The organism is Planotetraspora sp. A-T 1434, assembly GCF_025420585.1.
Taxonomy (GTDB): domain Bacteria; phylum Actinomycetota; class Actinomycetes; order Streptosporangiales; family Streptosporangiaceae; genus JAOEGB01.
The window spans coordinates 129,757-155,614 of the sequence record NZ_JAOEGB010000010.1; the positions used below are offsets into that span (position 1 = coordinate 129,757).

23 protein-coding genes and 1 tRNA gene are annotated in these 25,858 nt (G+C 68.3%); 15 read left to right on the top strand and 9 right to left on the bottom strand.

Going from position 1 to position 25,858, the window contains the following annotated elements:
- Positions 1-59 precede the first annotated feature (59 nt).
- Positions 60-1,511, top strand: a complete 1,452-nt coding sequence (locus N5079_RS15150) for a CYTH and CHAD domain-containing protein (protein WP_261584394.1) — start codon at positions 60-62, stop codon at positions 1,509-1,511.
- Positions 1,512-1,556: 45 nt separating this feature from the next.
- Here the strand turns inward: N5079_RS15150 and N5079_RS15155 are convergent, their stop codons facing one another.
- From N5079_RS15155 to N5079_RS15170, 4 genes are all read right to left on the bottom strand, one after another.
- The gene (locus tag N5079_RS15155; protein ID WP_261584395.1) at positions 1,557-2,477 is read right to left on the bottom strand and encodes an NUDIX hydrolase; all 921 of its coding nucleotides are present in this window, start codon (positions 2,475-2,477) and stop codon (positions 1,557-1,559) included.
- Between the two features lie 9 nt (positions 2,478-2,486).
- The gene (locus N5079_RS15160; protein WP_261584397.1) at positions 2,487-4,589 is read right to left on the bottom strand and encodes an RNA degradosome polyphosphate kinase; all 2,103 of its coding nucleotides are present in this window, start codon (positions 4,587-4,589) and stop codon (positions 2,487-2,489) included.
- Positions 4,590-4,647: 58 nt separating this feature from the next.
- On the bottom strand, positions 4,648-5,781 hold the full coding sequence (locus tag N5079_RS15165) for a TetR/AcrR family transcriptional regulator (RefSeq protein ID WP_261584398.1): 1,134 nt from the start codon (positions 5,779-5,781) through the stop codon (positions 4,648-4,650).
- 127 nt (positions 5,782-5,908) lie between these two features.
- Positions 5,909-6,847, bottom strand: coding sequence for an acyl-CoA desaturase (locus N5079_RS15170; protein ID WP_261584399.1), 939 nt, complete (start codon positions 6,845-6,847; stop codon positions 5,909-5,911).
- A gap of 286 nt (positions 6,848-7,133) precedes the next feature.
- On the opposite strand from N5079_RS15170, the gene N5079_RS15175 reads away from it, so the two are divergent.
- From N5079_RS15175 to pth, 6 genes are all read left to right on the top strand, one after another.
- Positions 7,134-8,003 (top strand): helix-turn-helix domain-containing protein, encoded by an 870-nt coding sequence (locus tag N5079_RS15175; protein ID WP_261584400.1) that lies wholly within the window; start codon positions 7,134-7,136, stop codon positions 8,001-8,003.
- 110 nt (positions 8,004-8,113) lie between these two features.
- Positions 8,114-8,185: transfer RNA gene (locus N5079_RS15180), tRNA-Gln, on the top strand.
- 171 nt (positions 8,186-8,356) lie between these two features.
- Entirely contained in the window at positions 8,357-9,817 is a 1,461-nt protein-coding gene (glmU, locus tag N5079_RS15185) for a bifunctional UDP-N-acetylglucosamine diphosphorylase/glucosamine-1-phosphate N-acetyltransferase GlmU (protein WP_261584401.1), read from the top strand.
- A gap of 281 nt (positions 9,818-10,098) precedes the next feature.
- Positions 10,099-11,076, top strand: a complete 978-nt coding sequence (locus tag N5079_RS15190) for a ribose-phosphate diphosphokinase (RefSeq protein WP_261584402.1) — start codon at positions 10,099-10,101, stop codon at positions 11,074-11,076.
- A 401-nt stretch (positions 11,077-11,477) separates the two neighbouring features.
- Positions 11,478-12,104, top strand: coding sequence for a 50S ribosomal protein L25/general stress protein Ctc (locus tag N5079_RS15195; protein ID WP_261584403.1), 627 nt, complete (start codon positions 11,478-11,480; stop codon positions 12,102-12,104).
- A gap of 81 nt (positions 12,105-12,185) precedes the next feature.
- Positions 12,186-12,800 (top strand): aminoacyl-tRNA hydrolase, encoded by a 615-nt coding sequence (pth, locus tag N5079_RS15200; protein ID WP_261584404.1) that lies wholly within the window; start codon positions 12,186-12,188, stop codon positions 12,798-12,800.
- Here pth and N5079_RS15205 read toward each other — a convergent pair.
- A complete protein-coding gene (locus N5079_RS15205) occupies positions 12,775-13,488 on the bottom strand; it encodes an exonuclease (protein ID WP_261584405.1) in 714 nt (237 codons plus the stop codon). The genes pth and N5079_RS15205 overlap by 26 nt on opposite strands.
- 108 nt (positions 13,489-13,596) lie before the next feature.
- On the opposite strand from N5079_RS15205, the gene N5079_RS15210 reads away from it, so the two are divergent.
- The 7 genes from N5079_RS15210 to N5079_RS15240 all read left to right on the top strand — a co-directional run bounded on the left by N5079_RS15210 (position 13,597) and on the right by N5079_RS15240 (position 21,444).
- On the top strand, positions 13,597-15,060 hold the full coding sequence (locus tag N5079_RS15210) for a sugar transferase (protein WP_410007792.1): 1,464 nt from the start codon (positions 13,597-13,599) through the stop codon (positions 15,058-15,060).
- Positions 15,061-15,912, top strand: coding sequence for a 3'(2'),5'-bisphosphate nucleotidase CysQ (locus N5079_RS15215; protein WP_261584406.1), 852 nt, complete (start codon positions 15,061-15,063; stop codon positions 15,910-15,912).
- An 18-nt stretch (positions 15,913-15,930) separates the two neighbouring features.
- On the top strand, positions 15,931-16,845 hold the full coding sequence (gene cysD / locus N5079_RS15220; RefSeq protein WP_261584407.1) for a sulfate adenylyltransferase subunit CysD: 915 nt from the start codon (positions 15,931-15,933) through the stop codon (positions 16,843-16,845).
- A gap of 220 nt (positions 16,846-17,065) precedes the next feature.
- Positions 17,066-18,328: a sulfate adenylyltransferase subunit CysN gene (gene cysN, locus N5079_RS15225; RefSeq protein ID WP_261584409.1), complete on the top strand. Its 1,263-nt coding sequence runs from the start codon at positions 17,066-17,068 to the stop codon at positions 18,326-18,328.
- A gap of 181 nt (positions 18,329-18,509) precedes the next feature.
- Positions 18,510-19,421 (top strand): sulfotransferase, encoded by a 912-nt coding sequence (locus N5079_RS15230; protein WP_261584410.1) that lies wholly within the window; start codon positions 18,510-18,512, stop codon positions 19,419-19,421.
- Between the two features lie 26 nt (positions 19,422-19,447).
- Positions 19,448-20,452, top strand: coding sequence for a glycosyltransferase family 2 protein (locus N5079_RS15235; RefSeq protein ID WP_261584411.1), 1,005 nt, complete (start codon positions 19,448-19,450; stop codon positions 20,450-20,452).
- Positions 20,452-21,444, top strand: coding sequence for a WecB/TagA/CpsF family glycosyltransferase (locus tag N5079_RS15240; RefSeq protein ID WP_261584412.1), 993 nt, complete (start codon positions 20,452-20,454; stop codon positions 21,442-21,444). The genes N5079_RS15235 and N5079_RS15240 overlap by 1 nt, the downstream gene beginning before the upstream one ends.
- A 165-nt stretch (positions 21,445-21,609) precedes the next feature.
- On the opposite strand, the gene N5079_RS15245 is transcribed toward N5079_RS15240, so the two are convergent.
- The 4 genes from N5079_RS15245 to N5079_RS15260 all read right to left on the bottom strand — a co-directional run bounded on the left by N5079_RS15245 (position 21,610) and on the right by N5079_RS15260 (position 24,222).
- Positions 21,610-22,185: a DUF6082 family protein gene (locus N5079_RS15245; RefSeq protein WP_261584413.1), complete on the bottom strand. Its 576-nt coding sequence runs from the start codon at positions 22,183-22,185 to the stop codon at positions 21,610-21,612.
- A 224-nt stretch (positions 22,186-22,409) separates the two neighbouring features.
- The gene (locus N5079_RS15250; protein WP_261584414.1) at positions 22,410-22,952 is read right to left on the bottom strand and encodes a DUF6879 family protein; all 543 of its coding nucleotides are present in this window, start codon (positions 22,950-22,952) and stop codon (positions 22,410-22,412) included.
- A gap of 39 nt (positions 22,953-22,991) precedes the next feature.
- On the bottom strand, positions 22,992-23,231 hold the full coding sequence (locus N5079_RS15255; RefSeq protein WP_261584415.1) for a hypothetical protein: 240 nt from the start codon (positions 23,229-23,231) through the stop codon (positions 22,992-22,994).
- Positions 23,232-23,457: 226 nt separating this feature from the next.
- Positions 23,458-24,222 (bottom strand): MerR family transcriptional regulator, encoded by a 765-nt coding sequence (locus N5079_RS15260; protein ID WP_261584416.1) that lies wholly within the window; start codon positions 24,220-24,222, stop codon positions 23,458-23,460.
- 559 nt (positions 24,223-24,781) lie between these two features.
- Here N5079_RS15260 and N5079_RS15265 point away from each other — a divergent pair.
- Complete coding sequence (locus N5079_RS15265) at positions 24,782-25,798, top strand: Ca2+-dependent phosphoinositide-specific phospholipase C (protein ID WP_261584417.1); 1,017 nt, start codon at positions 24,782-24,784, stop codon at positions 25,796-25,798.
- The last annotated feature ends 60 nt before the right edge of the window (positions 25,799-25,858 follow it).

Sequence of the window (25,858 nt, forward strand, 5' to 3'; positions counted from 1 at the left end):
TGTTTACCTTCTAGTGGCATTATGGCCACAAATCGGCAGCAATCCGTTCAGGGGGACTTGTGGCCATCGAGATCGAGGACAAGTTCGACGTGCCGGCCGAGTTCGCCGTGCCGGACCTGAACGACGTCCAGGGCTGCGCCGAGGTCGCCCAGCCGCTCAGCCACCGGCTCGTCGCGCTCTACTTCGACACCGCGGACCTGCGGCTGGCCTCCCGCGGCATCACCCTGCGGCGCAGGCGCGGCGGGGACGACGACGGCTGGCACCTCAAGCTGCCCAAGGCCAAGGGGGCACGCCAGGAGATCACCCTGCCGCTGACCCGCGGCGCCAAGGTCGTCCCGCCGGAGCTCGCCGATCTGGTTCTCGCCTACACCCGAGGCGCCCCGCTGGCCCCGGTCGCCCAGCTCGAGACCCGCCGGGGCGTCACCCGCCTCCTCGGCGACGGCGGCGACCTCCTCGTGGAGGTCGCCGACGACCGCGTCAAGGGCACGGTGTTCGGCGAGGAGCCCACCGTACGTCGCTGGCGCGAGGTCGAGGCCGAGCTCAAGGACGGCGACGAGGGCATGCTCAAGCGTGTCGGCAAGCGGCTGCGCAAGGCCGGCGCGTCCCCCGCCGGCTCGGCCAGCAAGCTGGCCCGGCTCCTCGGCGACATTCCGGCGCGGCAGGTCGCCGAGCCCCCCGCCGGGTCGGCCGGAGCGGTCGTCCTCGGCTACCTCAGGAAGCAGGTCGACGCGCTGACCGCCCAGGACCCTCGGGTGCGTCGAGCCGAGGAGGACGCCGTCCACCAGGCCAGGGTCGCGAGCCGCCGCCTCCGGAGCGCGCTCAAGGCGTTCAAGTCCCTCGTCACCGACACCGACGACCTCCAGCAGGAGCTCAGATGGCTCGGCGAGGTTCTCGGGGAGGCCCGCGACCTGGAGGTCATTCGGGAGAGGTTCTCCGGCCGCCTCGACGGCCTCGGCCCGTCACTGGTCGTCGGGCCCGTCCGCCGGCGGCTGGGAGACGACCTCCTGGCCCGCGAGCACGACGCGTACGGCCGGATCCGCCAGGCTCTCAGCGGCGACCGCTATTTCGCGCTGCTCGACGGCCTCGACAGGCTGGTTGCGAATCCCCCGCTGACTCCGCTCGCCGGCAAGGACGCCGCCAAGACGCTGGAGAAGATCGCGGACAAGGGCTGGAAGGGGGTGGCGGACACCTACGACGGCGCGCGCCGCATCGACGACGCCGAGCAGCGCGAGATCGCGATGCACGACGTCCGCAAGGCCGCGAAGCGCGCCCGTTACACCGCGGAGGCGGTCGGCCTGCCAGAGGCGGCCAAGCGGGCGGCGACCGTGCAGGAGGTGCTGGGCAGGCACCAGGACGGCGTGGTTGCGCAGGAGGTCCTCGCGCAGGAGGCCGAGGCCGCGCGGCAGGCGGACGAGGACACCTTCACCTACGGCGTCCTCGTCGGCCTGGAGCGCGCGGACGCCGAGCGGGCCCACGAGGAGTTCCCCGGGGTGTGGGCCACGCTGGCCTGATCACCACGTGACCGACCGTCTCGTGAGGGTCGCGTGCGTGATGCCTCAGGTGATGTAACGCTCCACGTTCACGACCCGGCCGCCCACCCGGTTGAGCACGGCGAACGCGCCCTTCTGGAGGTGCAGGTCGGCCGGGAGGGTGTCCAGCCGGCCCTCCAGGGCCATCGTAAGCAGCTCGGGCAGGACCTTGCCGTGGCTGCACACCACCGCCGCCTCGCCCGAGTCGAAGAGCTTGCGCACCAGCTTGTCCGCGTCCTTGGCGTCATAGCCGCTCTCGGACAGCGACTGCTCCTTGCGGATCTCCAGCCCGTGGCCGGTGGCGTACGGCTTGAGCGTCTGCGTGCAGCGTTTGCTGTGCGAGCTGACCAGCGTGGCGGGGCGGTAGCCGTACAGGGCGCCGGCGAGTGTCTCCGCCTGGGTCGCGCCGCCCTCGTCGAGGGGACGGCGGTCGTCGTCGCCCTTCCACTCCTGCCGAGACCCGGCCAGGCCGTGCCGTACGAAGATCAACGGGGTGGTGATGAGCGGCGCGGCGGTGAGGGCGCGCAGGAGGCCCGCGTCCCACTCGTAGGTCAGCCGCCGCCTGGCCTCCTCCAGGGGGAGCCAGACGACCTCGTCCACCTCGTCCACAGCGACGGCCGTGACGTCGCCTCCGGCGTCAGCGGCGTCAGCGGCGTCGGAGGCCCGCGCGGCCCAGTAGTCCACCCGCTTGAGGCGGCCGTCCTTCAGGTAGTGGATCGGCGGCAGGCAGCGGCCCAGCACCACGTCGAGGCCGGTCTCCTCCGTCACCTCGCGGAGCGCCGCGGAGATCACGTGCTCGCCGGGCTTCAGCTTGCCCTTGGGGAAGCTCCAGTCGTCGTACTTCGGCCGGTGGACCAGCGCGACCTCGGGGTCGGCCTCGTCGCCGCGCCAGACCACGGCCCCTGCCGCGCGGATCATGTCGGTCGGTCGAACCTGGGGCTCGATCATCGGTATCCCTCAGTCAAGCGTCGTCGAGTCGTCCACGGTCCGCCACCGGCGGGTCGCGATGAGGTGGTGCTGGAGGTCGACCTCACCCCGCTGACGCACCCACTTGCCGTCGGAGTTCAGCGTCCACGCCGTCGTGGTCTCGTTCATGGCGAGGTCGAGCAGGTCGCAGAGGTACTCCCGCTGCTGGGGGCTGGTCACCTTCACCAGCGCCTCGACGCGTCGGTCGAGATTGCGGCGCATGAGGTCGGCGCTCCCGATCCAGATCTCCGGTCGCCGGCCCCCACCGAACTCGAACACCCGGGAGTGCTCCAGGAACCGGCCGAGGATGCTCCTGACCCGGATCGTCTCCGACAAACCCGGAATTCCCGGTCGAAGGGCACAGATGCCCCGGACCCACAGATCCACCGGCACCCCGGCCTGGGACGCCCGGTATAACGCGTCGATGATCGGCTCGTCCACGATCGAGTTCGTCTTGATGCGGATCCGTCCCCTGCGGCCAGCCCGGTGGTGTTCGATCTCCCGCTCGATCCTCGCCAGCAGGCCCTGCCTGAGCGAGGTGGGGGCGACCAGCAGCCTGCGGTAGTCGGCCTGGTTGGAGTATCCGGTGAGGTGGATGAACAGGTCGGTGACGTCCTCGCCGACCTGCGGGTCCGCCGTGAGCAGGCCGAAATCCTCGTACTGCCGGGCGGTCTTGGGGTTGTAGTTGCCGGTGCCGATGTGGCAGTAGCGCCGCAGCTCGCCGCCGGCCTCCTGCCTGACCACCAGGGCGAGCTTGCTGTGCGTCTTCAGGCCGAGCACACCGTAGACGACGTGGCAGCCCGCCTTCTCCAGCTTGCGCGCCCAGGAGATGTTCGCGTGCTCGTCGAACCTCGCCTTGATCTCCACCACGACGACGACCTGCTTGCCGGCCTCGGCCGCGTCGATCAGCGCGTCGACGATCGGAGAGTCACCGCTGGTCCGGTAGAGCGTCTGCTTGATCGCGAGCACGTCCGGATCGGCCGCGGCCTCCTCGACGAACCGCTGCACGCTCGTGGCGAACGAGTCGTACGGGTGGTGAAGCAGGATGTCCCGCTCGCGGAGCGTGGTGAAGAGGTCGTCCTCGGCGCTGATCGCCTCCGCGGGCACGAAGGCGCGGTAGTGGAGCTCGCTCCGGTCGAGATCGGCGATCGCGTGCAGCCCGGTCAGGTCGAGCGGCCCGGGCAGCCGGTAGATCTCGTGGTCGGCCACCCCCAGCTCGTCGACCAGCAGTTCGAGCACCTCGGGGGTGATGGTGTCCTCGACCTCCAGCCGGACCGGCGGCCCGAACCGCCTCCTCAGCAGCTCGCGTTCCAGGGCCTGCATCAGGTTCTCGGTGACGTCCTCGTCGACCTCGAGGTCCTCGTTTCGCGTCACCCGGAAGACGTGGTGCTGGACGACCTCCATGCCCTTGAACAACTCGCCCAGATGGGCGGCGATGACGTCCTCCAGCGGCACGAACCGGTCCTTGGACGCGGTCACGAATCTCGGAAGCTGCGAGGGCACCTTCACCCGCGCGAAGACCGTGTGGCCGTTGGCCGGGTTGCGGACCGTGACGGCCAGGTTCAGGGAGAGCCCGGAGATGTACGGGAACGGGTGAGCCGGGTCCACCGCCAGCGGGGTGAGAACCGGCCGGATCCGCTCCCGGAACAGCTTGCGCAGCGCCATCCGCTCGTCCCGGGCGAGATCGTCCCAGCGGACGATCGCGATCCCCTCTCCGGCGAGCTGCGGGAGCACCTGATCGTGAAACACGGAGGCGTGCCTGCGCGCCAGCTCGTCGGCGATCGCCGCCATCCTCGCCAGCTCCTCGCTGGGCTTGAGGCCGCTCTTGGTCCGCAGCAGCAGTCCGGTCGCCATCCGCCGCTTGAGGCCGGCCACCCGCACCCGGAAGAACTCGTCCAGGTTGCTGGCGAAGATGGCGAGGAACCGCACCCGTTCGAGCAGGGGGACGGACGGGTCCTCGGCCAGCTCCAGCACGCGCTCGTTGAACTGGAGCCAGCTCTCCTCCCGGTTGAGGAATCGATCCTGGGGCAAGGGCGCGTCTTCGGGCGGGGTGACATCCTCGGATTCAGCGACGGGGGAGGTTTCTGCCGACATATGACGAAATATGCCCTAAGTTGTTGAACGGAACGTTAACTTCCACTCAACGAAACCGTCAGTTCGCCCGATCTGAGCCGGTTTCGACCTGTTCGGGAGCTGCGCTCTGCCTCTCCCGTTCCTCCCGTTCCCGCTGTTTGTCCTGCTCCTTGAGCTCGCGCTCCCTCCGCTCCCTGAGCTCCCGCTCCTGGCGCTCGCGGGCCTTCTCCTGCTCCTTCAGCTCGCGTTCCCGCAGCTTCTCCTGCTCGCGCTGAGCCTTCTGCTGCTCCTTGAGCTCCCTCTCCCGGGCCTTCTCCTGCTCACGCAGCTCGCGTTCCCGCGCCTTCTCCTGCTCGCGCCGGATCTTCTCCTGCTCCTTGAGCTCGCGCTCGCGCGCCTTCTCCAGCTCCTTCAGCTCCCGCTCCGTGGGCCGGGCCGTACGGGCCTCCGCCGAAGGGGCGAGGACCAGGCCGCGAGAAGCGGCGGTCAGGCCGGGGTTGGGGTTGAGGCCCGTCAGACCGTTCCAGGACAGGTTCACGAGGTGGGCGGCGACCTCCTCGCGGCGCGGCTTCCGCACGTCGAGCCACCACTGGCCGGTCAGCGCCGTCATTCCGACGAGCATCTGCGCGTACATCGGCGCCAGCTTGGGGTCGTAGCCGCGGTCCTTGAACTCGTCGGCGAGCACGTCCTCGACCTGGCTGGCGATGTCGCTGATGAGGCTGGCGAACGTGCCGGTCCCCGAGGCGGCGTGCGAGTCGCGCACCAGGATGCGGAAGCCCTCGCTGCTCTCCTCGATGTACTGCAGGAGGGCCAGCGCGGCCCGCTCCAGCTTCACCAGAGCGTGCGTGGCCGACAGCGCCTGCGTGACGAGGCTCAGCAGCCGCTGCATCTCCCGGTCGATGACGACCGCGTAGATGCCTTCCTTGCCGCCGAAGTGCTCGTAGACGACCGGCTTGGAGACCTTGGCGCTCGCTGCGATCTCCTCGACCGACGTGCCGTCGAAGCCCTTCTCCGCGAAAAGGGCGCGGCCGATCTGGATCAGCTGTTCGCGCCGCTCCGCGCCGGTCATGCGTCTTCGGGATCGGGAGGACTCGCTCACGGCTTCAATCATGGCCTCTCTGCGCGTGTCGCCCGAGTCCGGTACGGCTTTCGCCCGAGTCGCGGGCGCCTTACGCGCCTGTACGGCGACCGCCGACGCCCTGGTGAGAGGCACGGCGGTAGCCGTACGGGTGTCGGAATCGCTCCCGACGGGCGATAAGCGTGAGGGGGACGGCGAGAGGTGTGAGGGGGATAGGGCCGCCGGGTGATTGACGGCGGCCCACCCGTCCGCTCCGGCGGGGTCAGTCAAGTCGCTTCGCCGCCAGACGCTCCGGATTCGGCCACCGCACGTCGTAGACCCAGCCGGCCTTCTCGAACCAGCGGATCAGGCCCGCGCTGAGGTCGATCTGGCCCTTGAGCACGCCGTGCCGCGCGCAGGTCGGGTCGGAGTGGTGCAGGTTGTGCCAGGACTCACCGAAGGACGGGATGGCCAGCCACCACACGTTGCGGGACTTGTCGCGGACCTCGAACGCCTCGTCGCCGAAGACGTGGCAGATGGAGTTGATCGACCAGGTGACGTGGTGCAGGAGGCCGATGCGGACGACCGTGCCCCAGAAGAACGCGGTCACCGCACCCTGCCAGGACCAGGTCAGCAGGCCGCCGAGGACGGCGGGCAGCACCAGGGAGGTGATCGCCAGAGTGGGAAACCACTTGTGCAGCTTCATGACGTCCGGGTCCTTGACCAGGTCCGGGGCGTACTTCTCCCGGTTCGTCCGCTCGGTCTCGAAGAGCCAGCCCATGTGCGCGTAGAGAAGACCCTTGGAGAGGGCCTTGAAGCCGGTGCCGAAGCGCCACGGCGAGTGCGGGTCACCCTCCTTGTCGGAGAACTTGTGGTGCTTGCGATGGGTGGCGACCCAGTCGAGCACGGACATCTCCAGCGAGAGGCTGCCGGCGATCCCGAGGGCGATCTTCATGGCCCGGTTGGCTTTGAAGGACCCGTGGGTGAAATAGCGGTGCAGACCGACCGTGACGCCCAGCCCTGAGACCATGTAGAAGACGAAGGCGATCGCGATGTCCGTCCAGCCCAGGCCCCAGCCCCATGCGAACGGCACGGCCGCGATCAACGCGATGATGGGCGCTCCGACGACGACGCCGAAGGTGATCAGCTCGGCCCTGGTCTTCTTCTCGGGGTCGAATTCCGGCTTGGGCTGTGGTGCAGGGCGTTCGGTCAGGACGGTCATGGGCTACCTCGCGGTCTGGGAAGAATGTCCGGCTACGCAACCGTAACCTACGCCATCGTAAGTTAGGAATCCCCGAGAGCGAATGTGGGGAAGGTGACGCTCGCGCATACATCTCGTGGCGAGTCCACGCCTTGCTCGAAGGGCGCCCATCTGCTAGAGCCCCATGCCCACCACGCCCTGCCCGTGCGGCTGCCCGCACGAGATGCGTACGCAACCGAGATCTGCCCCTCATGTCATTTGAGTAACCACATTAAAACTGTCAGTCACTCGAACTATGGTTCGGATTATGATGGAGACCTCCCACCGGACCCCCACGCCGGAAGCTCTCCGCGCCCAGGCGGTGGCCCTACGCGAGTCCGGCAAATCCCGCATGCAGATCAAGGAAATTCTCGGTGTTCGGAGCAACCAGGCCCTCAGTGAGCTGTTGAAGGGGACCGTTCCGCCCGAGTCGCTGTTCCGCCCGAACGCGAAGGACGACCTTCATCGACGTGCCCGCGAGCTACGGGCTCAGGGGTGGACCTACAAAGAGATCGCCACCGAGCTCGGCGTCTCCAAGTCCTCGGTGTCACTGTGGGTGCGCGACCTGCCCCGAGAGGGGCGGCTGAGCTATGAGGAGTTCCGCAAGAGGAACGACGAGGGCAGACGCCGCTACTGGGAACAGGAGCGCCTCACCAGAGAAGCGGCCCGCCAGGCCGTGACTGACGCCACGGCGCGTCTGGTCGGGCGGTTGGCTGAGCGGGAGATCCTGATGCTCGGCGCGATGGCCTACTGGTGTGAGGGGGTAAAGAACAAGCCTTATCGTCGCAATGACCGTGTGACCTTCATCAACAGCGATCCCGGCTTGATCAGGTTCTTCCTTCGGTTCCTGGAGGTCGCTGGTGCGGCGCCCGAAGATCTCATCTTCCGGGTGATGATCCATGAGAGTGCGGACGTAGCGGCCGCGCACGCCTTCTGGCAGGAGATCACCGGGGCCGATTCCACACTGTTCGGCAGTCCGACTCTCAAGCGCCACAACCCCAAGACCGTGCGGCGCAACGTGGCAGAGGGCTATCACGGCTGTCTCCGCGTGGATGTGCGCCGATCGACGTGGCTCTATCGTCAGGTCGAGGGATGGATGAAAGGCATGGTGGACGAGGCTGGACGAGGCTCTTTGTAGCTTCTGGTCCCGCGCGTGCTTATGCGATCGGCGGGAGGCATCCTTCGCCGGTAAGGTAGTGGAGACTGCCGGGACGGTTATCGGAGATTTGTCCCGGGAGTCGTAGTTTTTCCGGCGTTGGGTAATTGGCAGCCCGCAGGGTTTTGGTCCCTGTTGTCCAGGTTCGAGTCCTGGCGCCGGAGCGGTGCCGAGATCTCGTCTGTAGTCGGTCGGGCAACCGGGCTGGATTGGATCGGGGGCGTGGAAGGTAAGCTCACCTTGTCGAGCGGGTGACCGTGCGGTGCCCTGGTGGTGGCCGCGTGGGATCCGGAAGCCGACTCGTCTCAGTCGCGACGCCGAGGGAGCCTCAGTCCGTGAGTGTGCCGCGCCCGGCCGCCGTCATCGTCCTCGCCGCAGGTGAGGGCACCCGGATGAAGTCGAAAACCCCCAAAGTGCTCCACGAGCTGTGCGGTCGCGCCCTCGTGGACCACATGCTCACCGCCGCGAGGGGCCTTCAGCCCGAGCGGCTGATCGTCGTCATCGGCCACGCCCGCGAGCAGGTCGAGGCGCATCTCAGCGCGACGGCCCCCGACGCGGTGCCGGTCGTCCAGGAGAAGCAGAACGGCACCGGCCATGCCGTCCGCACCGTGCTCGAATCGGTCGGCGCCATCACCGGAACGGTCCTCGTGACGTACGGCGATACGCCGCTGCTGCGCACCGAGACCCTCGCGGCCCTGCTCGAACGGCATGCCGAGGACGGCAACGCGGTCACCGTGCTCACCGCCGAGGTCCCCGACCCGACCGGGTACGGCCGGATCGTCCGGGACGAGGGCGGCGCCGTGCTGGAGATCGTCGAGGAGAAGGACGCCGACCCCGGGCAGCGGGCGATCCGGGAGATGAACTCGGGGGTCTACGCGTTCGACGGGTCGCTCCTCGCGGACGCGGTCAAGCGGGTCGGCGCGGCCAACGCCCAGGGCGAGGAGTACCTCACCGACGTGCTGTCCATCCTCCGCGAGGACGGCCACCGGGTCGGGGCCCACGTCGCCGGCGACTATGTCGAGGTCGAGGGTGTCAACGACCGCGTGCAGCTCGCCTTCGCCCGGCGGGTGCTCAACGAGCGCATCCTCAAGGCGCACATGAAGGCGGGCGTCACCGTAATCGACCCCGCGAGCACGTGGATCGACGCCGAGGTGACGCTGGAGCCCGACGTGGTGCTCCATCCCGGCACCCAGCTCCACGGGTCCACCAGGATCGCGTCCGGAGCCGAGGTCGGCCCCGCGAGCACGCTGACCGACACCGTGGTCGGTGAGGACGCCGTGGTCCGCAACGCCGTCTGCGAGAGCGCGGAGATCGGCCCGCAGGCCACCGTGGGCCCCTTTGCCTACCTGCGCCCCGGAACAGTCCTCGGCCGCAAGGGCAAGATCGGCACGTACGTCGAGACCAAGAACGCGACGATCGGCGAGGGGTCCAAGGTCCCGCACCTGACCTACGTCGGCGACGCCACGATCGGGACCGGCTCGAACATCGGCGCCGCCTGTGTCTTCGTGAACTACGACGGCGTCAGCAAGCACCACACGACCGTGGGTGACCACGTCCGCGTGGGCAGTGACAACATGCTGGTGGCGCCGGTGACGATCGGCGACGGCGCCTACACCGCGGCCGGTTCCGTCATCACCGACGACGTCCCGCCTGGGGCGATGGGGGTGGCCCGGGCCCGGCAGCGCAATATCGAGGGGTGGGTTCCGCGCCGCCGCGCCGGGACTCGCTCCGCGGACGCCGCCGCTCGTGCGGTGGCGGCCCAGGAAGACGCCGTCCCGGGACCATCTGAGGAATAGCACCCAGGAGCAGCACCCCCCAGGAGTTGCACCCCGCGTACGGCATGTCATGACATGGCATTAGCCGTGCCACATCAGGAAACAGAACAAGGCGCGGCCAGACCGCGTAGCGCCCGAGGGCCAGGCCAGGAGGACACCGTGAGCGAGCACGGGCGAGCGAGCAGGGGCGAGCGAGCAAGGGGCGAGCAAGCAAGGGGGCACAGCGTGGTGCCGCGTAGGCGGGACGAGGCGACCCGGGACAGAGCGGCCGGCAGGGCGGCACGGCAGTCGAGGAGTGCGGCATGAGTGGCATCAAGACCATGGGTGAGCGGAACCTGATGTTCTTCTCCGGACGCTCGCACCCCGAGTTGGCGAGCGAGGTGGCGGCGGAGCTCGACGTGGAGATCACCCCCACGGCGCTGCGCGACTTCGCCAACGGCGAGATCTATGTGCGTTACGAGGAGTCGGTGCGCGGCTGCGACGCCTTCGTGATCCAGAGCCACACCGCGCCGATCAACAAGTGGATCATGGAACAGCTGATCATGGTGGACGCCCTCAAGCGGGCCTCCGCCAAGCGGATCACTGTGATCATGCCGTTCTACGGCTACGCGCGGCAGGACAAGAAGGGCCGGGGCCGGGAGCCGATCACCGCCCGGCTGATGGCTGACATGTTCAAGCAGGCCGGGGCCGACCGGCTGATGTCGATCGACCTGCACACCTCGCAGATCCAGGGCTTCTTCGACGGGCCGGTGGACCACCTGTTCGCGATGCCGGTCCTGATCAACTACCTGAGGGGCAAGCTCGACCCGGCGACCACGACGATCGTGTCGCCCGACACCGGTCGCGTGCGGCTGGCGGAGCGCTGGTCCGACTCGCTCGGCACGCCGGTGGCGTTCGTCCACAAGCGGCGCGACCTCGAGGTGGCCAACCAGGTGAAGGTCCACGAGGTCGTCGGCAAGGTGCGCGGCAGGACCTGTGTGCTGATCGACGACATGATCGACACGGGCGGCTCGATCTGCAAGGCGGCCGACGCGCTCTACGAGCACGGCGCCACCGACGTGATGGTGGCCGCGACGCACGCGGTGTTCTCCGACCCGGCGGTCGATCGCCTGAAGAACTCGCGGATCTCCGAGGTGGTCGTCACGAACACGCTGCCGATCCCGGAGGAGAAGCGGTTCGACAGCCTCACTGTGATGTCGATCGCGCCCCTGATCGCCCGCGCCATCACCGAGGTCTTCACCGATGGCTCCGTCACCAGCCTCTTCGAAGGCGACAGCTAGCCCTCCCTCGTCGTGATCATGCAGGTTTTCCTGGGCGGCTCGGGGACGTCCGGTTCCCCTCGTCGTGATCATGCATGGATTCCGCCGCATGTGGTCTGATCGGTGCCGTCGCTGTTCGTGATCATGCAATGTCCGTCCGGCGGGCGCGCTTTCGTAGCGCATGATCACGCTGAAAGTATGCGCAGGTCGCGGGCCGTACGCGGGAACACGTGCATGATCACGGCGAGAGGGGTGGCTGGTCGGCGGGGCAACGCGGGAATGTGTGCATGATCACGGCACGTGGTGCATGATCACGCGGGGGAGGCGGTAGGGTGTACAAGTTGCGCTCGTAACGCCTTCCGCTAGGGCGGGTGAGGGGGAGCGCTCAATCCATCGATCGAGTCATCCCTAGGAGATGTGCCGTGTCCGAGGTTAAGATCGCCGCTGAGCTCCGCACGGAGTTCGGCAAGGGCGCCGCTCGCAAGATCCGCCGGGAGCACAAGGTTCCGGCTGTGCTGTACGGCCACGGCACCGACACCCAGCACCTGACCCTGCCGGGCCACGAGCTGCTGCTGGCGCTGCGCACGCCGAACGTGCTGATCCGCCTCCAGGGCGACGGCATCAACGAGATCGCGCTGCCGAAGGGCGTCCAGCGCGACCCGATCAAGGGCTTCCTGGAGCACGTCGACCTGCTCCTGGTCAAGCGGGGCGAGAAGGTCACCGTCGAGATCCCGGTCACCGTCACCGGTGACGTGATCGGCGGTGCGATCCTCGACCAGCAGCTCGTCACGGTGTCCGTCGAGGCCGAGGCGACCCACATCCCGACCGGTGTCGAGGTCGACGTCGACGGCAAGGACGTCGGCTACGCCGTGCACGCCGGCGAGCTGGCGCTGCCTTCGGGCGCGACCCTGGCGGGCGACCCCGAGGCGCTGGTCCTGCACGTGATCGGCGCTCCGACGGTCGAGCTGCCCGAAGAGGGCGAGGCCGCCGAGGCCGAGGCCGAGGCCGCCGGTGAGGGCGAGGCCGCCGAGTCTGAGGCCGGCGAGTAGGACGGTTCGTGAGAGAGTCCTCCACAGGATGTCCTGTGGAGGACTTCTCCATGTGAGGCTGAAGGGTGGGGTTGGACTGCGATGTCCACGCCGGTGAGCGCTGAGCGGTGGCTGGTGGTCGGCCTGGGCAACCCCGGGCCGGAGTACGCCGGGAACCGGCACAACGCCGGATTCATGGTGCTGGACGAGCTGGCGGCGCGGGTCGGCGGGCGCTTCAAGGTCCACAAGTCGCGGGCCGAGGTCGTCGAGGGCCGCCTGGCCGGGGCGCCGGTCGTGCTCGCCAAGCCCCTGTCCTACATGAACCTGTCCGGCGGTCCCGTCAAGGCGCTGGCCGACTTCTACAAGGTCGCCCCGGAGCGCGTCATCGTGGTCCACGACGAGCTGGACATCCCGTACGGCGCGTTGCGCGCGAAGGTGGGTGGCGGGGACAACGGCCACAACGGGCTCAAGTCGATCACCAAGTCGCTGGCGACGAAAGACTACCCGCGGATCCGCTTCGGGATCGGCCGCCCGCCGGGCCGGATGGACCCGGCGGCCTACGTGCTCAAGGACTTCGCCACGGCCGAGCGCAAGGACCTGCCGTTCCTCGTGGACCGGGCGGCCGACATGGCCGAGTCGCTCATCACCGCCGGTCTCGAGGCGACGCAGAACAGGTTCCATGCCGGCGATCTCAACCCCGCGAAGCCTCCCCGCTGACCTCCGCCTGCGTAGCCGCCGACGCCGCGAGGTCCGGCAGAGGCTTGGTTTCCGCCGCCACCGTGATGTCCGACGGCGACTGGGGGCCGGCTGACGCCTCGGCGGCCGTACGGCCGGGGCCCGGCCAGAGCATGAGGTTCTGGAACAGTTCGGCCTGCTCGATCGCGTCGTCGAGCGCGTTGTGCGTGTGGTGGCGGGTCGACCGCACGTCACGCGGCATCTGCCGTTTGGTCGACCATGCCACCGGAACGCCCGCCTTGGCCGTATAGAGGGTCTTGATATCAATGCACCGGGAATGCCCAAAAGGCGACTCTCCGGTGAATCGCATGAAGTACCAGTACATCCACATCCAGTCGAAGGACAGCGGGAACGCGACCAGCACCGGCAGCGTGCCGCCGCAGACCTCCCGGATCCAGGCGGACGCGGCGGCCATGGCCTCGCCGGGGTCGCGGCCCTCGCGGAGCAGCGCGTCACGGTCGAGTCCGCTCACCGCGAGCGCCTCGGCCACGAAGTCGTCGCTGATCGGCCTGAGCTCCGCATAAAACGTGGCCGACTCCGGATCGACCTTCTCGAACCGCCTGCCGCCCATCCGCCCGGCGACTGTCATGCCGAGACTCACCATGGAATAGGGGCCCGGAATCGGGCCGTCGGCCTCGATATCGACAGATATGTAGGTTTCGGCTTTCACGAATTCCCCTCGAAGCCAGGCCACATGGCCGCTAGCATTCCCTCACTGTCAGTGCCGACACGGCTGCAACGTGAAGCGGCCGATGCTGCGACGAGCATGGAGGCGTGCGTGCTGGACGGCGAGGTGTCGGCGGTCGCCGTCGGCAGGTCGCGAGAGTCGCCCGCCCACCCGACCCCGCGGCCGCCACGCTGGGCTGTGCGGTATCGCGTCCACGCTGCCGTCTGCGACATGGTCTGTGCCCTCCTCGCCGGGATCGCCGCCGTTTTCCTGCGGTTCGGCGACCTTACTCCGTATGTCATGCCGTACGTCGTGCTGAGCGGCGCGCTGCCGGTGCTCTGGGTGGGAGTGGTGGGCCTCAACCGGGCCTACGAGCCGCGGCTGATCGGCGTGGGATCGGAGGAGTTCCGCCGGATCGCGCAGTGCGGCTTCACCCTCATGGCGGGAGTCGCCATCGCGGCGTACGTGACCAAGACCGAGCTGGCCCGCGGCTACGTCGTGGTCGCTCTCCCGCTCGTGACCGTGTTCACGCTCTGCGCGCGGTACGGCCTGCGCCGCGGGTTACACGGGCGCCGGGCGCGGGGCGAGGACTGCATGCGCAGGGTCGTGGCGGTCGGCCATCCGGCCGGGATCGCCGAGCTGGCCGCCAGGTTCCGGCGGGAGCGCTACCACGGCATGGAGATCGTCGCCGCCTGCCTGCCGTACGACGCCTCGGGGAAGGAGGTCGAGGGAGTCCCGGTCCTGGGCGACTTCACCGACGTGCCTCTCGTCGTCGGTCAGGCCCGGGCGGACACCGTCGCGGTGCTCGCCTGCCCGGAGCTGGACGGAACGGCCCTGCGCAGGCTCGCCTGGCGGCTGGAGCGGACCCGCACGGACCTCGTGGTCGCTCCGGCCCTCATGGAGGTGGCGGGCCCCCGGACGACGATCCGGCCGGTCGCCGGGCTCCCGCTGCTGCACGTCGAACATCCCGAGTTGGCGGGCGTCCGTCAGCTCATCAAGAACGTCTTCGACCGGCTCGTGGCCGGGGTCGCGCTCATCCTGATGTCGCCGGTTATGGCCGCGGTCGCGATAGCCGTACGTACGTCGAGCCCCGGGCCGGCGCTGTTCCGGCAGACGCGGGTGGGGAAGGACGGCGTGGCGTTCACCATGCTGAAGTTCCGCACCATGCGGCAGGACGCGGAGGCCCGGAAGGTCGAGCTGGTCAGCGACGGCCACGGCGTGCTGTTCAAGATCCGCCAGGATCCGAGGGTCACGCCGCTGGGGAGCCGGCTGCGGCGGCACTCGCTCGACGAGCTGCCCCAGCTCATCAACGTGCTGCGGGGCCAGATGTCGCTTGTCGGGCCGCGCCCGCCGCTGCCCGAGGAGGTCGCGAGGTACGGCGACGACGTCCGCAGGAGGCTCGTCGTCCGGCCGGGGATGACCGGCTTATGGCAGGTCAACGGCCGGTCCGACCTGTCGTGGGAGGAATCGGTACGGTTGGACCTGCGTTATGTCGAAAACTGGTCTCTCATGCTGGATCTGCAGATCCTGTGGAAGACATGGTCTGCGGTGGCACGCGGGGCGGGAGCTTACTGAATGACGATACGGGACGACCATTCCCTCGCTGGGGACCTGGCCACGGAGGCGGGGGAGCGGCTGCTCGAGCTCCGCGCCCGATACGGCTTCGACGACCGTCAGGCGTTGAAGGACGCCGGTGACCGGGCGGCGCACCGCTTCCTGGTCGAAGCGCTGGAACGCCTGCGGCCGAGCGACGCCGTGCTGTCCGAGGAGGCCACCCGCGAGGAGCGGATGGACCCGAGGCGCCTGGCCGCCGAGAGGGTGTGGATCATCGACCCGCTCGACGGCACCCGCGAGTTCGGCGAGTCCGGCCGGTCCGACTGGGCGGTCCACGTCGCCCTGTGGGAGCGCGAATCGGTGCCGGAGCACGGATCGCGGGGATCGCTGACGGGTCCCGGGTCGGTGACGGCCGGCGCGTCGGTGACGGCCGGCGCGTCGCTGACGGCCGGCGCCGTGGCACTCCCGGCGCAGGGCCGTACGCTCACGACCGCCGAGCCGCCCGTCCTCCCGGAGTGGCCGGGCGGGGGAGAGCGCTTCCGGATCGCGGTCAGCCGCAGCCGGCCGCCCGAGTTCGTGCAGAAGCTCGCCTATCTCGTCGGGGCCGACCTCGTGCCGATCGGCTCGGCGGGCGCCAAGATTTCCGCTGTGCTCACCGGCGAGGTCGAGGCGTACGTCCACGCGGGCGGCCAGTACGAGTGGGACTCGGCCGCACCGGTCGCCGTGGCGCTCGCGGCGGGGGCCCACGCCAGCCGGATCGACGGCACGCCGCTGACCTACAACCAGGCCGACCCCTCGTTGCCGGATATCCTTGTCTCCCTACCGGATCTGGCGCCAACGTTGCTCGCCGGGATCCGTGACCTGCACCGCTAGTCTCCCGAAGGAAGCCCAATGCTTCAGCGTGACTACACCACGTCACAGCTCGACGTGCTCGAAGCCGAGGCGATCCACATCATGCGTGAGGTCGCGGCCGAGTTCGAGCGCCCCTGTCTGCTCTTCTCCGGCGGCAAGGACTCGATCGTCATGCTGCGCGTCGCCGAGAAGGCGTTCTGGCCGGCGCCGATCCCGTTCCCTCTGATGCACGTGGACACCGGTCACAACTTCTCCGAGGTCATCGACTACCGGGACCGCCGGGTCGCCGAGCTGAACGCCCGGCTTGTCGTGGCGTCGGTCCAGGCGTCCATCGATGCCGGGCGGGTCGTCGAGGACACCGGGCGGCGGGCGTCCCGCAACCGGCTCCAGACGACCACGCTGCTCGACGCGATCGAGGAGAACGAGTACGACGCGGTCTTCGGCGGGGGCCGCCGCGACGAGGAGAAGGCGCGGGCGAAGGAGCGGGTGTTCTCCTTCCGCGACGACTTCGGCCAGTGGGACCCGAAGAACCAGCGGCCCGAGCTGTGGAACCTTTACAACACGCGGATCCGCAAGGGCGAGCACATCCGGGTGTTCCCGCTGTCCAACTGGACCGAGCTGGACATCTGGCACTATATCCGGCGGGAGGACATCGAGATCCCGTCGATCTACTTCTCGCACACCCGGAAGGTCTTCGAGCGGGACGGCATGCTGCTGGCCGACGACGAGGTGGTGCAGCGCGGCGAGGACGAGCCCGTCTTCGAGGCCGTCGTCCGCTACCGGACCGTGGGCGACATGACCTGCACGGGAGCGGTGGTGTCCGCCGCCACGACCGTGGAGGAGATCATCGAGGAGATCGCCGTCACCCGGATCACCGAGCGCGGGGCCACCCGCGCCGACGACCGGGCCTCCGAGGCCGCCATGGAAGACCGCAAGAAGGAAGGCTACTTCTGATGGCCACCTGTGCCTTCCGCGGCCAGGCCGCCATGGAGGACCGGCAGCGTGAGATTCGAAGGCGACTTCTGATGGCCACCTGTGCCTTCCGCGGCCAGGCCGCCATGGAGGACCGGCAGCGTGAGATTCGAAGGCCACTTCTGTCGGCCACCTGCCTTCTTCCCGGCGGCGGGAGCCGTACGGGATCAGGGGACGCTGGAGACTCTGGGGAGCGGGAGTAATGGACATCCTTCGTTTCGCCACCGCGGGAAGCGTGGACGACGGCAAGTCGACGCTGATCGGGCGGCTGCTCTTCGACTCCAAGGCGATCTTCGAGGACCAGCTCGAAGCGGTCGAGCGCACCTCGCGCGACCGGGGCACGGAGTACACCGACCTGTCGCTGCTGACCGACGGCCTCCGGGCCGAGCGTGAGCAGGGCATCACGATCGACGTGGCGTACCGCTATTTCGCGACGCCGAAGCGCAAGTTCATCATCGCGGACACGCCCGGCCACATCCAGTACACGCGGAACATGGTCACCGGCGCATCCACCGCCGACCTGGCGATCATCCTGATCGACGCGCGCAAGGGCGTGCTGGAGCAGTCGCGGCGGCATGCGTTCCTCACGACGCTGCTCCGGGTGCCGCACCTCGTGCTCGCGGTCAACAAGATGGACCTCGTCGACTATTCGGAGGCGCGGTTCGAGGAGATCCGCGAGGAGTTCACCGCGTTCGCGTCGAAGCTGAACACGAGCGACCTCACGTTCATCCCGATCTCGGCGCTGCATGGCGACAACGTGGTCTCCCGGTCGGAGAACATGCCGTGGTACGAAGGCTCGTCGCTCCTGCACCACCTGGAGCACGTGCACATCGCCTCCGACCGGAACCTGGTGGACGTCCGGTTCCCGGTGCAGTACGTCATCCGCCCGCACAGCGCGACCAGCCAGGAGCTCCACGACTACCGGGGATACGCCGGCCAGGTCGCCGGGGGCATCCTCAAGCCCGGTGACGAGGTGATGCACCTGCCGTCGGGCCTGACCACGAGGATCGCGGGGATCGACACGTTCGACGGCAAGGTCGATGAGGCGTTCCCGCCCATGTCGGTCACCCTCCGGCTGGAGGACGACATCGACATCTCGCGCGGGGACATGATCTGCCGCCCGCACAACCAGCCGCACGTCGCGCAGGAGATCGACGCGATGGTCTGCTGGATGGCCGACGGGGTGAAGCTGCAGCCGCGTTCCAAGCTCGTCATCAAGCACACGACGAGGACGGCGCGGGCCCTGGTGAGGGATCTGCACTACCGGCTCGACGTCAACACCCTCCACCGGGATGAGTCGGCGACGGCGCTCGGCCTCAACGAGATCGGCCGGGTGTCGCTGCGCACGACCCAGCCGCTCTTCGTGGACGACTACGCCAGAAACCGCCTCACCGGCGGCTTCATCCTCATCGACGAGGCCACCAACGGCACCGTGGCGGCCGGCATGATCGTTGACGCCCACTGACGATCTCCCCCAGCGGACCGGCCTCCTGACCGGTCCGCTGACCGGTTCGCTTGCCGTAAAGATGTGCAGGCCATCGCCTCGGGCGTCGCTCGGTAGATCCTTTGGGGATCGTCGCATGTATCGTTACGCTCCGCGCTAAGGTCGCCACGTTCCGTATCCACAAGGTGGAGGGCGCGTGGCCGTGGCCGACTCTCAGCCGGTGATCTTCGTGGGAGGGCTGGGTCGCAGCGGCAGCACGCTGTTGGAGCGCCTGCTCGGTGAGATTCCCGGCGTCGCCCCGCTCGGGGAGGTCGTCCACCTCTGGGAGCGCGGTGTCCTCGCCAACGAGCCCTGCGGCTGCGGGCAGCCGTTCGCTGAGTGCCCCTTCTGGGCCAAGGTGGGCGCCCGGGCCTTCGGCCGCTGGCGAGCGACCCAGGCCCACTGGCTCCCGCGTCTCCGCACCCGGGTCGACCGTACGCGCCGCATCCCGGGGTTCGTCTGCGGACCGCTCACCCGCGAGGCCGAGCTGGCCGAATACGTGTCGGCCTACTCCCGGATCTACGGCGCCGCGGCCGAGGTCGCGAACGCCCGAGCCGTGATCGACAGCAGCAAGCATGCCTCCCTGGCGTACTGCCTGTCCGCGATCATCGACGTGTGGGTCGTCCATGTCGTCCGCGACCCACGGGCGGTCGCGGCCTCCTGGCGGCGGAAGGTGCGGCGGCCCGAGGACGGGCAGCCCATGACCCGCTGGGCGCCCGCCAGGACGGCCGTCCACTGGCTGGCGCAGAACCTCGCGTTGGAGGCCCTCCGCTGCCGTGGCGTGCGGGTCGTCCGCGTCCACTATGAGGACCTCCTCGACGAGCCCGTCAAGACGATGACGAAGTTGGCGGCCAGGCTCGATCTGCCGTCCTCCGGGGAAGCACTTTCCTTCCTCGACGACCGCCAGGCGCGGCTCGGCGTCGCGCATACGGTCTCCGGCAACCCCATGCGATTCGCCGTCGGCCGGATCGAATTCCGCGACCGCCCCACCGCGCTGCCCATCGCACAGCGCTGGCTGGTCACCGCGCTGACCTGGCCCCTTCTCCTCTTGTACGGCTACCGCCTCACGTACTGACTCGCCTACCGATCGGAGCTTCCGCGTTGAACCCGTCCGTGGGGGTCGTGATCCCCACCCGAGGTGACCGGCCCGGCCCTCTCGCCGCCGCGGTGTCAGCCGTACTGAACCAGTCCCACAGCCGCCCACCCGAGGTCGTCGTGGTCGTCGACGGACCCGCCGACGAGGCGGCCGAGCCCGGCGCGGCGGGGAGGGCACCCGCGGTGGCTTGGCCGTACACCACGGGGAAGCGGGTGGCCACGGGTGAGAAGCGGGCGGCCATGGTGGCCGAGCAGTTGGCGGACGTCGTCGCGGCGTTTCGCGGAGGCGTCCGGGTCATGCCGAATCAGCAGAGCCCCGGCCTGCCCGGAGCCAGGAACACCGGCATCGCGGCCCTGAGCACGGACCTGGTGGCCTTCTGTGACGACGATGACGTATGGCTGCCGGGCAAGCTCGCCCCTCAGCTCGCGGCGCTCGCGGCGGAACCGGAGGCACACTTTGCGAGTTGCGCGATCGAGGTCGAGTACGGCTCCCGCCGCGTGGCCCGCCTCGCCGGCACGGACCGGGTCACCCGCGAGCACCTCAGCCGGTCGCGGATGATGATGGTCCACTCTTCGACGTTCCTGTTCAGGCGGGGCTCGATCTGGGTGGACGAGAGCGCCCCGAGCGGTCAGAACGAGGACTGGGACCTCGCCCTCCGCGCCGCCGGGCGGCACCCGATCGTCAACGTCGACCGGCCGCTGGTGCGGGTCCGCTGGGGGGCGTCCGACTACGTCACGAAGTGGGCCGACCGGATCGCCGGCCTCGAATGGATGCTGGCCCGGCATCCCGAGCTCACGACCGACCGGCGCGGCGCCGCCCGGATCTACGGCCAGCTCGCCTTCAGCCATGCCGCTCTCGGCCACCGCGGGGAGGCGGCCCGCTGGGCGTGGCGCACCTTCGCGGCTCGCCGTGGAGAGCCCCGCTCGGCCCTGGCACTGGCCGTGGCCGCTCGTCTGGTCTCCCCGAGCAGGATCCTCCAGGTCCTCAACGCCCACGGCCACGGCATCTGATGGCCCGAGATCTGCTGCTGCCCCAAGAGCCGCCCCCCGCCGCGACGACCGTGCCCACCGCTGCCCCGCTCGAAGCGGCGAAGGGGAGGCCGAGCCGTACGGCAGGTGCCGCGCCGCCGGGGGCGGAGACGCGGACCTCAGAGGGTGTGGCGACTCTATGCGGGGCGGTGGCCGGAGATGCGCGGGTCGCGGTCGCCGGGGTCGAACTCGACGCCCTGACCGAGGCCCAGGTAGTGCAGCACGTCGTCGAGGCGCTGCATCACGGTCGCGGGGGGCACATCGTCACCCCGAACGTCGACATCTGCCGGGCCATCTCACGCGACGCCGAACTCCGCGAACTGGTGGCCAGTGCTGATCTCGCCGTGGCGGACGGCATGCCGCTGGTGTGGGCGGCCCGCCTGCTCGGCGACCCGCTGCCCGCAAGGGTCACCGGAGCCGACCTGATCTGGTCACTCTCGGAGGCGGCGGCCTCCCACGGCTTCCCGATCTATCTGCTCGGCGGACCTCCCGGAGTGCCGGACACCGCGTCCGCCGCCCTCCGGGAGAGGTGCCCGCAACTCGTCGTCGCGGGGGTGGACGCTCCGCCGTACGGGTTCGACACCTGCGACGAAGAGCTGGCGGAGGTGAGGAAGAAACTGGTCGACGCCGGGCCGCTTCTGGTCTTCGTCGGGCTGGGTTTCCCGAAGCAGGACCGGCTGATCGCCGCCGTCCGGGCCGACCTGCCCGGGGCGTGGTTCGTCGGCTGCGGCTCTGCGATCGCCTTCGCGGCCGGCTCCGTACGGCGAGCACCCGCGTGGATGGGCGATCACGGCCTGGAGTGGCTGTTCCGGCTGCTGAGCGAGCCGGGCAGACTGGCCCGCCGCTACCTGATCGACGACCTCCCCTTCGCCCTGCGGCTCCTCACCGGCTGCCTGCTCCGCCGTCGGGAGCCGGTCGCCCAGGTGCATGAAGGCGGATGTTCGCCAGGTGATGCGGGTAGGTCCCAGCGGTAAGCCGGCCCATGGCTGCCTGCTTCGCCCGCTCAGAGCGCACAGGAAGCCCGGCGGCTTCCCGCGTGCGGCGCCCACTCTTTGACCTCTTCCAGCCGGCCGTTCTCATTCGTACGTCCTCGTGTCGATGTCCGCGCGTGTCCCACCTCGGGTACGTGACCCCAGCAGTCATCTGACAGGCCGTCGCCTGTGAGCTGTAGGCCGACGCGCGAAAGCATCGGACAGCAGGCGATGAAGGCCTTTGGCCTTGAGGGGCGGAGCGCTGGAGAACGCCTTGTCTACTTCGGCGGTGAAGAAATCTTCCGCCCCGTCTCCACCCGTCACCGCGACGCGGGCCGCGCGAGCCTTCCGCCAGAAGGAGTACATGTCTGGGCTGGCCATCAGATAGGAAAGCGCGCCGCGCAGTTCGGCCAGCTCAATCGTGTGGGTCTCGTACGCGACTTTCTGGAGATTCAGAATGAGATTGCAGTAGTGATCTTTCTTGGTTCCGGTGACTCCGGGTGCCATCTCGGGCCAGACCTGACGAAGCTCCGGGTCGTCGATCGCCATTCTGATGAGGTCGGTGTGTAGCTCGCGTAGTGCGATCTCGCTACTCCGCAGCTGCTCCTCGCGTGCGATGGTCAACTCCTCGCGCTGGTTCCGTAGCTCGCGGCCCTGTAGAAAGAGGGTCAGCGCGATGGCGACGAAGGCGATTCCCGAAAGAAGACACCGACTGGGGACATGGCTTGCCCAATCTGTGCCCACCGGTCGAGCTCCTCGTCATCGGCACGGAGAAGGAGGAGGACGGGCACGACCACGCCGCCTGTCACCACTGCGATTCCAAGCAGCAGAGCAGCGCAAATGAGAAGAGCCCTCAACCATGGATGGCGCATCGATGAGACCATATACAGAAGGCACTTCATCGTCCAGGGACGGTTGATCGGGCGCACCACGATTGCGGGGCGTGGCCTCAGTAGTCGTCGCTGTCCTTACTTGGCGGCCAGGAACTGCCCAAGTGTCAGGGCCACGCGCCGAAGCCCCGTGGCCGTCCTCTCCAGAGAAGCGAGGACCGCGGGGTCCTCAGTGACCCAACCACCCGACTGTAGGCCAGTGTCGCCATAATCATGAATCAACGCCGTGTGACGGTCGAATAGCAGGAAGTCGAAGTAGTCGTCGCCGGTAAGGCCTCGGACGGCGTCGCAGCGCACGATTTCGATTACTTCGCCCATCTTGGCGCGGATTCGATAGGCCAGTAGTTCATAATTTAGATACGGAGTGAGCGGCTCTTCGACGAGACGTAGTCTCGCGTACTCGATGCCTCGACTTTTGATGTCATCGTAGAGAGGCCTGTCCGCCTCGGCTTCATTGAGCAAGAGCTCCTCGGCCTGGGCGACGTCGCCTCGGCTGTATGCCTCCTGAGACCTGTTGGTTTCAAGTTCTTGATACGTCTGGCGGCATTCGAGCTTGAGAAATCTCCACTCCATTCGCGACCAAGCCTGTGAGAATCGTCGGCCGAACTCGTCGAGGCTCAACCGCTTAGCATTTTTTGTCGCCCAATGTGGTGGATACATCTAACTATCCGGAATGTCCTTCTTCGCCGATATAAGGGTGGCCCGTGAGATCCGCACGATTCGTTCGTCGGCCGCGCATCTCGCGTCTTTCATGGGCTGGAGGCCGAGCCGATCAGTGATATCGGTTCCGATAACGGCGAAGCTCCCGTCGTCCAGCTCAAGAATATCCGGAGATCCGCTTACGGCCGTAGTGTCGCCACGCTCGACGGGAGTGACACCCAGCCGTCTGATAGCTCTCATTGCTGTCTCAATCCTGACGAATAAATGTGCTATATCTATATCACCCCATAGGTTGTGCGACAAGATATAAGGGCAGGCGGCTTCGCTTATCGGACGTCCGATAAGAAGCGCACGGCGGTGTCAAGAGGGTGCACCTTTATCGAAATAGCGGAAAAGGTGTTTCTGAGGCGTGCGCGCTGGGTGGGATTCCGCTGCTGCCAGCCTTGACCCTGTGGGGTTCGCTGTGTCAGCGGGCCTGGCGAACCCGCTCGATGTAGGCGACGAGGCTGGTCATCTGATCGGCGGACCACGGTAGGCGTTGGCTGAGATCTGTGCTGTTCTCCTGCCACATCGTCTTGGCGGCGGCCTTGACCCGCTCGTCGCCGCCGTGGAAGACGTCTCCCAGGGCGTCCCAGCGTTCGACCAGGTCCTGAACCCGCGGGTCCTCGACGGGCGTGTCCCCCTGCACGTGTCGCAGCAGTTCCCCGACGAGTCCGGACCATTCGGCCTTGGCCTTGTCGACCGCCTCCGGGCTGAGTACGGCTCGGCGCTCGGCCAGGCGGCCCCGCTGGTCCTGCGTGAAGTGGGCCTCGAACACCGACATCATCTCCAAGGTCGTCATGAACTGGTCCTGGCCGGGCATCGGCGAGCGCTCGATCTGGTCCAGCAGTCCGTGAAGCCGCTGCGTCAGCTGCCGGATCCGGTGGGCGTGCTCCTCCACGTCGCGGAGCTGAGCGGCGAGTAGATCCCGCATCGTCGCCAGATCGTCAGCGGAGTCGGCGAGCAGCTTTGCGATCTCCTCCAGCGAGAGCCCGAGCCCGCGCAGCGCCCGCACCCGATACAGCCGCCGGACCTCCTCCCTGGTGTAGCGGCGGTGCCCCGAGGCGGTGCGCTCGCTCGCCCTAAGCAGGCCGATCTGGTCGTAGTGGCGGAGCGTCCGCACGGTCAGCCCGGTCGCGTGTGCCAGCTCTCCGATGCTCCACCGGCGGCCGGCGTCGTCGCTCCCGATCACGCCGCCAACGCTAGAACCTGACGTCACGTCCGGTTCAAGCCCTGTGTGTCATCTCTGGCCTGTGCTACATCTCTGGTACGGGCACCGCACCCGGCTTAAGCTCCGATCATGTCCAATGACCGCTTCGAACCATTTCCCGGATCGCTGGACGCTGACAGCGTGTCCGCTCAGCGCTGCACCTGGCATACGCCTGATAACCAGCCCTGTACGCAACCACCTCGCAATGTCGTACGGACTCGAGATGGAGCGCGTTGGTCAGCCTGCGAGACGGCGGTTCGAGAAATCGCCGCTAAAGAAGGCGTTCCCCTGCCCTCTGACCTCGTATGACATGGTCTGACGCGACACCCTTCAGGTCCCCTGGGCCGTAGGACTCGGGGCTCCCGATCAGGGCTTCACGGCGGAGATCCGTCTCGTGTTCGGCTGTCATTGAAGTGCCGTTCACCGGTGGGGACGGCCAGGAAACGCACACTTACTGTGTGGCGATTGAGCAAAGCAAGCGCTTTGTCAAGCCGCCGCGCTGCAGCGCAGCAGTGGTCCCCTCAACCCCCCGGAGGCCTTTGTGCGTTTCCCCCCGTTCCCCCGCATCTCCCGCTTCCGTCGCCTCGCCATGCTCGCCGGGCTGGTCACGGCCATGACCTTCGCGACCGGCATCAGCCCCGTGCAGGCCGGCACCCCCACGCTTACCGACTACTTCTACGGCGGCGTCCACAACGCGTACGACAGGGCGGCCTACCCGTACCTCATCGACGCGCTCGACGCGGGCGACCGCATGATCGAGATCGACATGTGGACCTTCTTCGGGCAGTGGACGGTCAGCCACTCCAACCCGTTCGGCAACGACAACAACTGCGAGCAGGGCGCGACCATCGGCCAGTTGCGGGACTCGGCGCGGAGCAAGCCGCTGACCGACTGCCTGGACAACATCAAGGCCTGGCACGACGCCCACCCGGACCACGAGCTCCTGATCATCAAGCTCGAGATGAAGGACGGCTTCCACGACAACCGAGGCAAGGGGCCCGACGAGCTTGACACGGTGTTCCGTACCCGCTTCGGCAGCGCGATGATCACGCCCGCTGCTCTGATGAACGGCTGGGCCACTCCGGACGAGGGCGCCAAGGCGCACGCCTGGCCGACCCAGCTGCGCGGCAAGATCATGGCGTACGTCATCAGGGGCACCGCCGAGAACGACAGCCTGCCCACCGAGGTCGAGTACGCCCAGCACCTGCGCGCGCATCCGGCGGACGCGCAGGTCTTCCCGGTCCCCAATACGGCGTACGGCACGGCCGATCCGAGGCAGGGCTACGACGCGTCCCTGCGCCCGTGGTTCGTAGTCTTCGACGGCAGCGCGACCGGCTTCGCCGGGCTGTCCGCCGAGCAGCGGGCGTTCTATCGCGACTACTTCACCACCGTCACCGACGCCCACAGCGTCTCGCCGACGCTGGACACCTACAACCCGACCCCCGAGCAGGCTCTGACCCGCACCAGGCTGCTCGGCTGCCTTGGCGCCACCGTCATCTCCAGCGACTGGCGACACGTGCCCGGCTGGCAGGGCCCCCACGACCGGAGCTCCTGTTAACCCCTGCTCCTGTTAATCCCCGCTCCCGCAGGGCCCGGCCGCGCGGCCGGGCCCTGGACG

Coding starts and splice junctions, on each gene's coding strand:
- cysD (WP_261584407.1), top strand. CDS start 15,931: ATGCTTCAGCGTGACTACACCACGTCACAGCTCGACGTGCTCGAAGCC.
- N5079_RS15255 (WP_261584415.1), bottom strand. CDS start 23,231: ATGAGAGCTATCAGACGGCTGGGTGTCACTCCCGTCGAGCGTGGCGAC.
- pth (WP_261584404.1), top strand. CDS start 12,186: ATGTCCACGCCGGTGAGCGCTGAGCGGTGGCTGGTGGTCGGCCTGGGC.
- N5079_RS15170 (WP_261584399.1), bottom strand. CDS start 6,847: ATGACCGTCCTGACCGAACGCCCTGCACCACAGCCCAAGCCGGAATTC.
- N5079_RS15190 (WP_261584402.1), top strand. CDS start 10,099: ATGAGTGGCATCAAGACCATGGGTGAGCGGAACCTGATGTTCTTCTCC.
- N5079_RS15155 (WP_261584395.1), bottom strand. CDS start 2,477: ATGATCGAGCCCCAGGTTCGACCGACCGACATGATCCGCGCGGCAGGG.
- N5079_RS15215 (WP_261584406.1), top strand. CDS start 15,061: ATGACGATACGGGACGACCATTCCCTCGCTGGGGACCTGGCCACGGAG.
- cysN (WP_261584409.1), top strand. CDS start 17,066: ATGGACATCCTTCGTTTCGCCACCGCGGGAAGCGTGGACGACGGCAAG.
- N5079_RS15175 (WP_261584400.1), top strand. CDS start 7,134: ATGATGGAGACCTCCCACCGGACCCCCACGCCGGAAGCTCTCCGCGCC.
- N5079_RS15240 (WP_261584412.1), top strand. CDS start 20,452: ATGGCCCGAGATCTGCTGCTGCCCCAAGAGCCGCCCCCCGCCGCGACG.
- N5079_RS15160 (WP_261584397.1), bottom strand. CDS start 4,589: ATGTCGGCAGAAACCTCCCCCGTCGCTGAATCCGAGGATGTCACCCCG.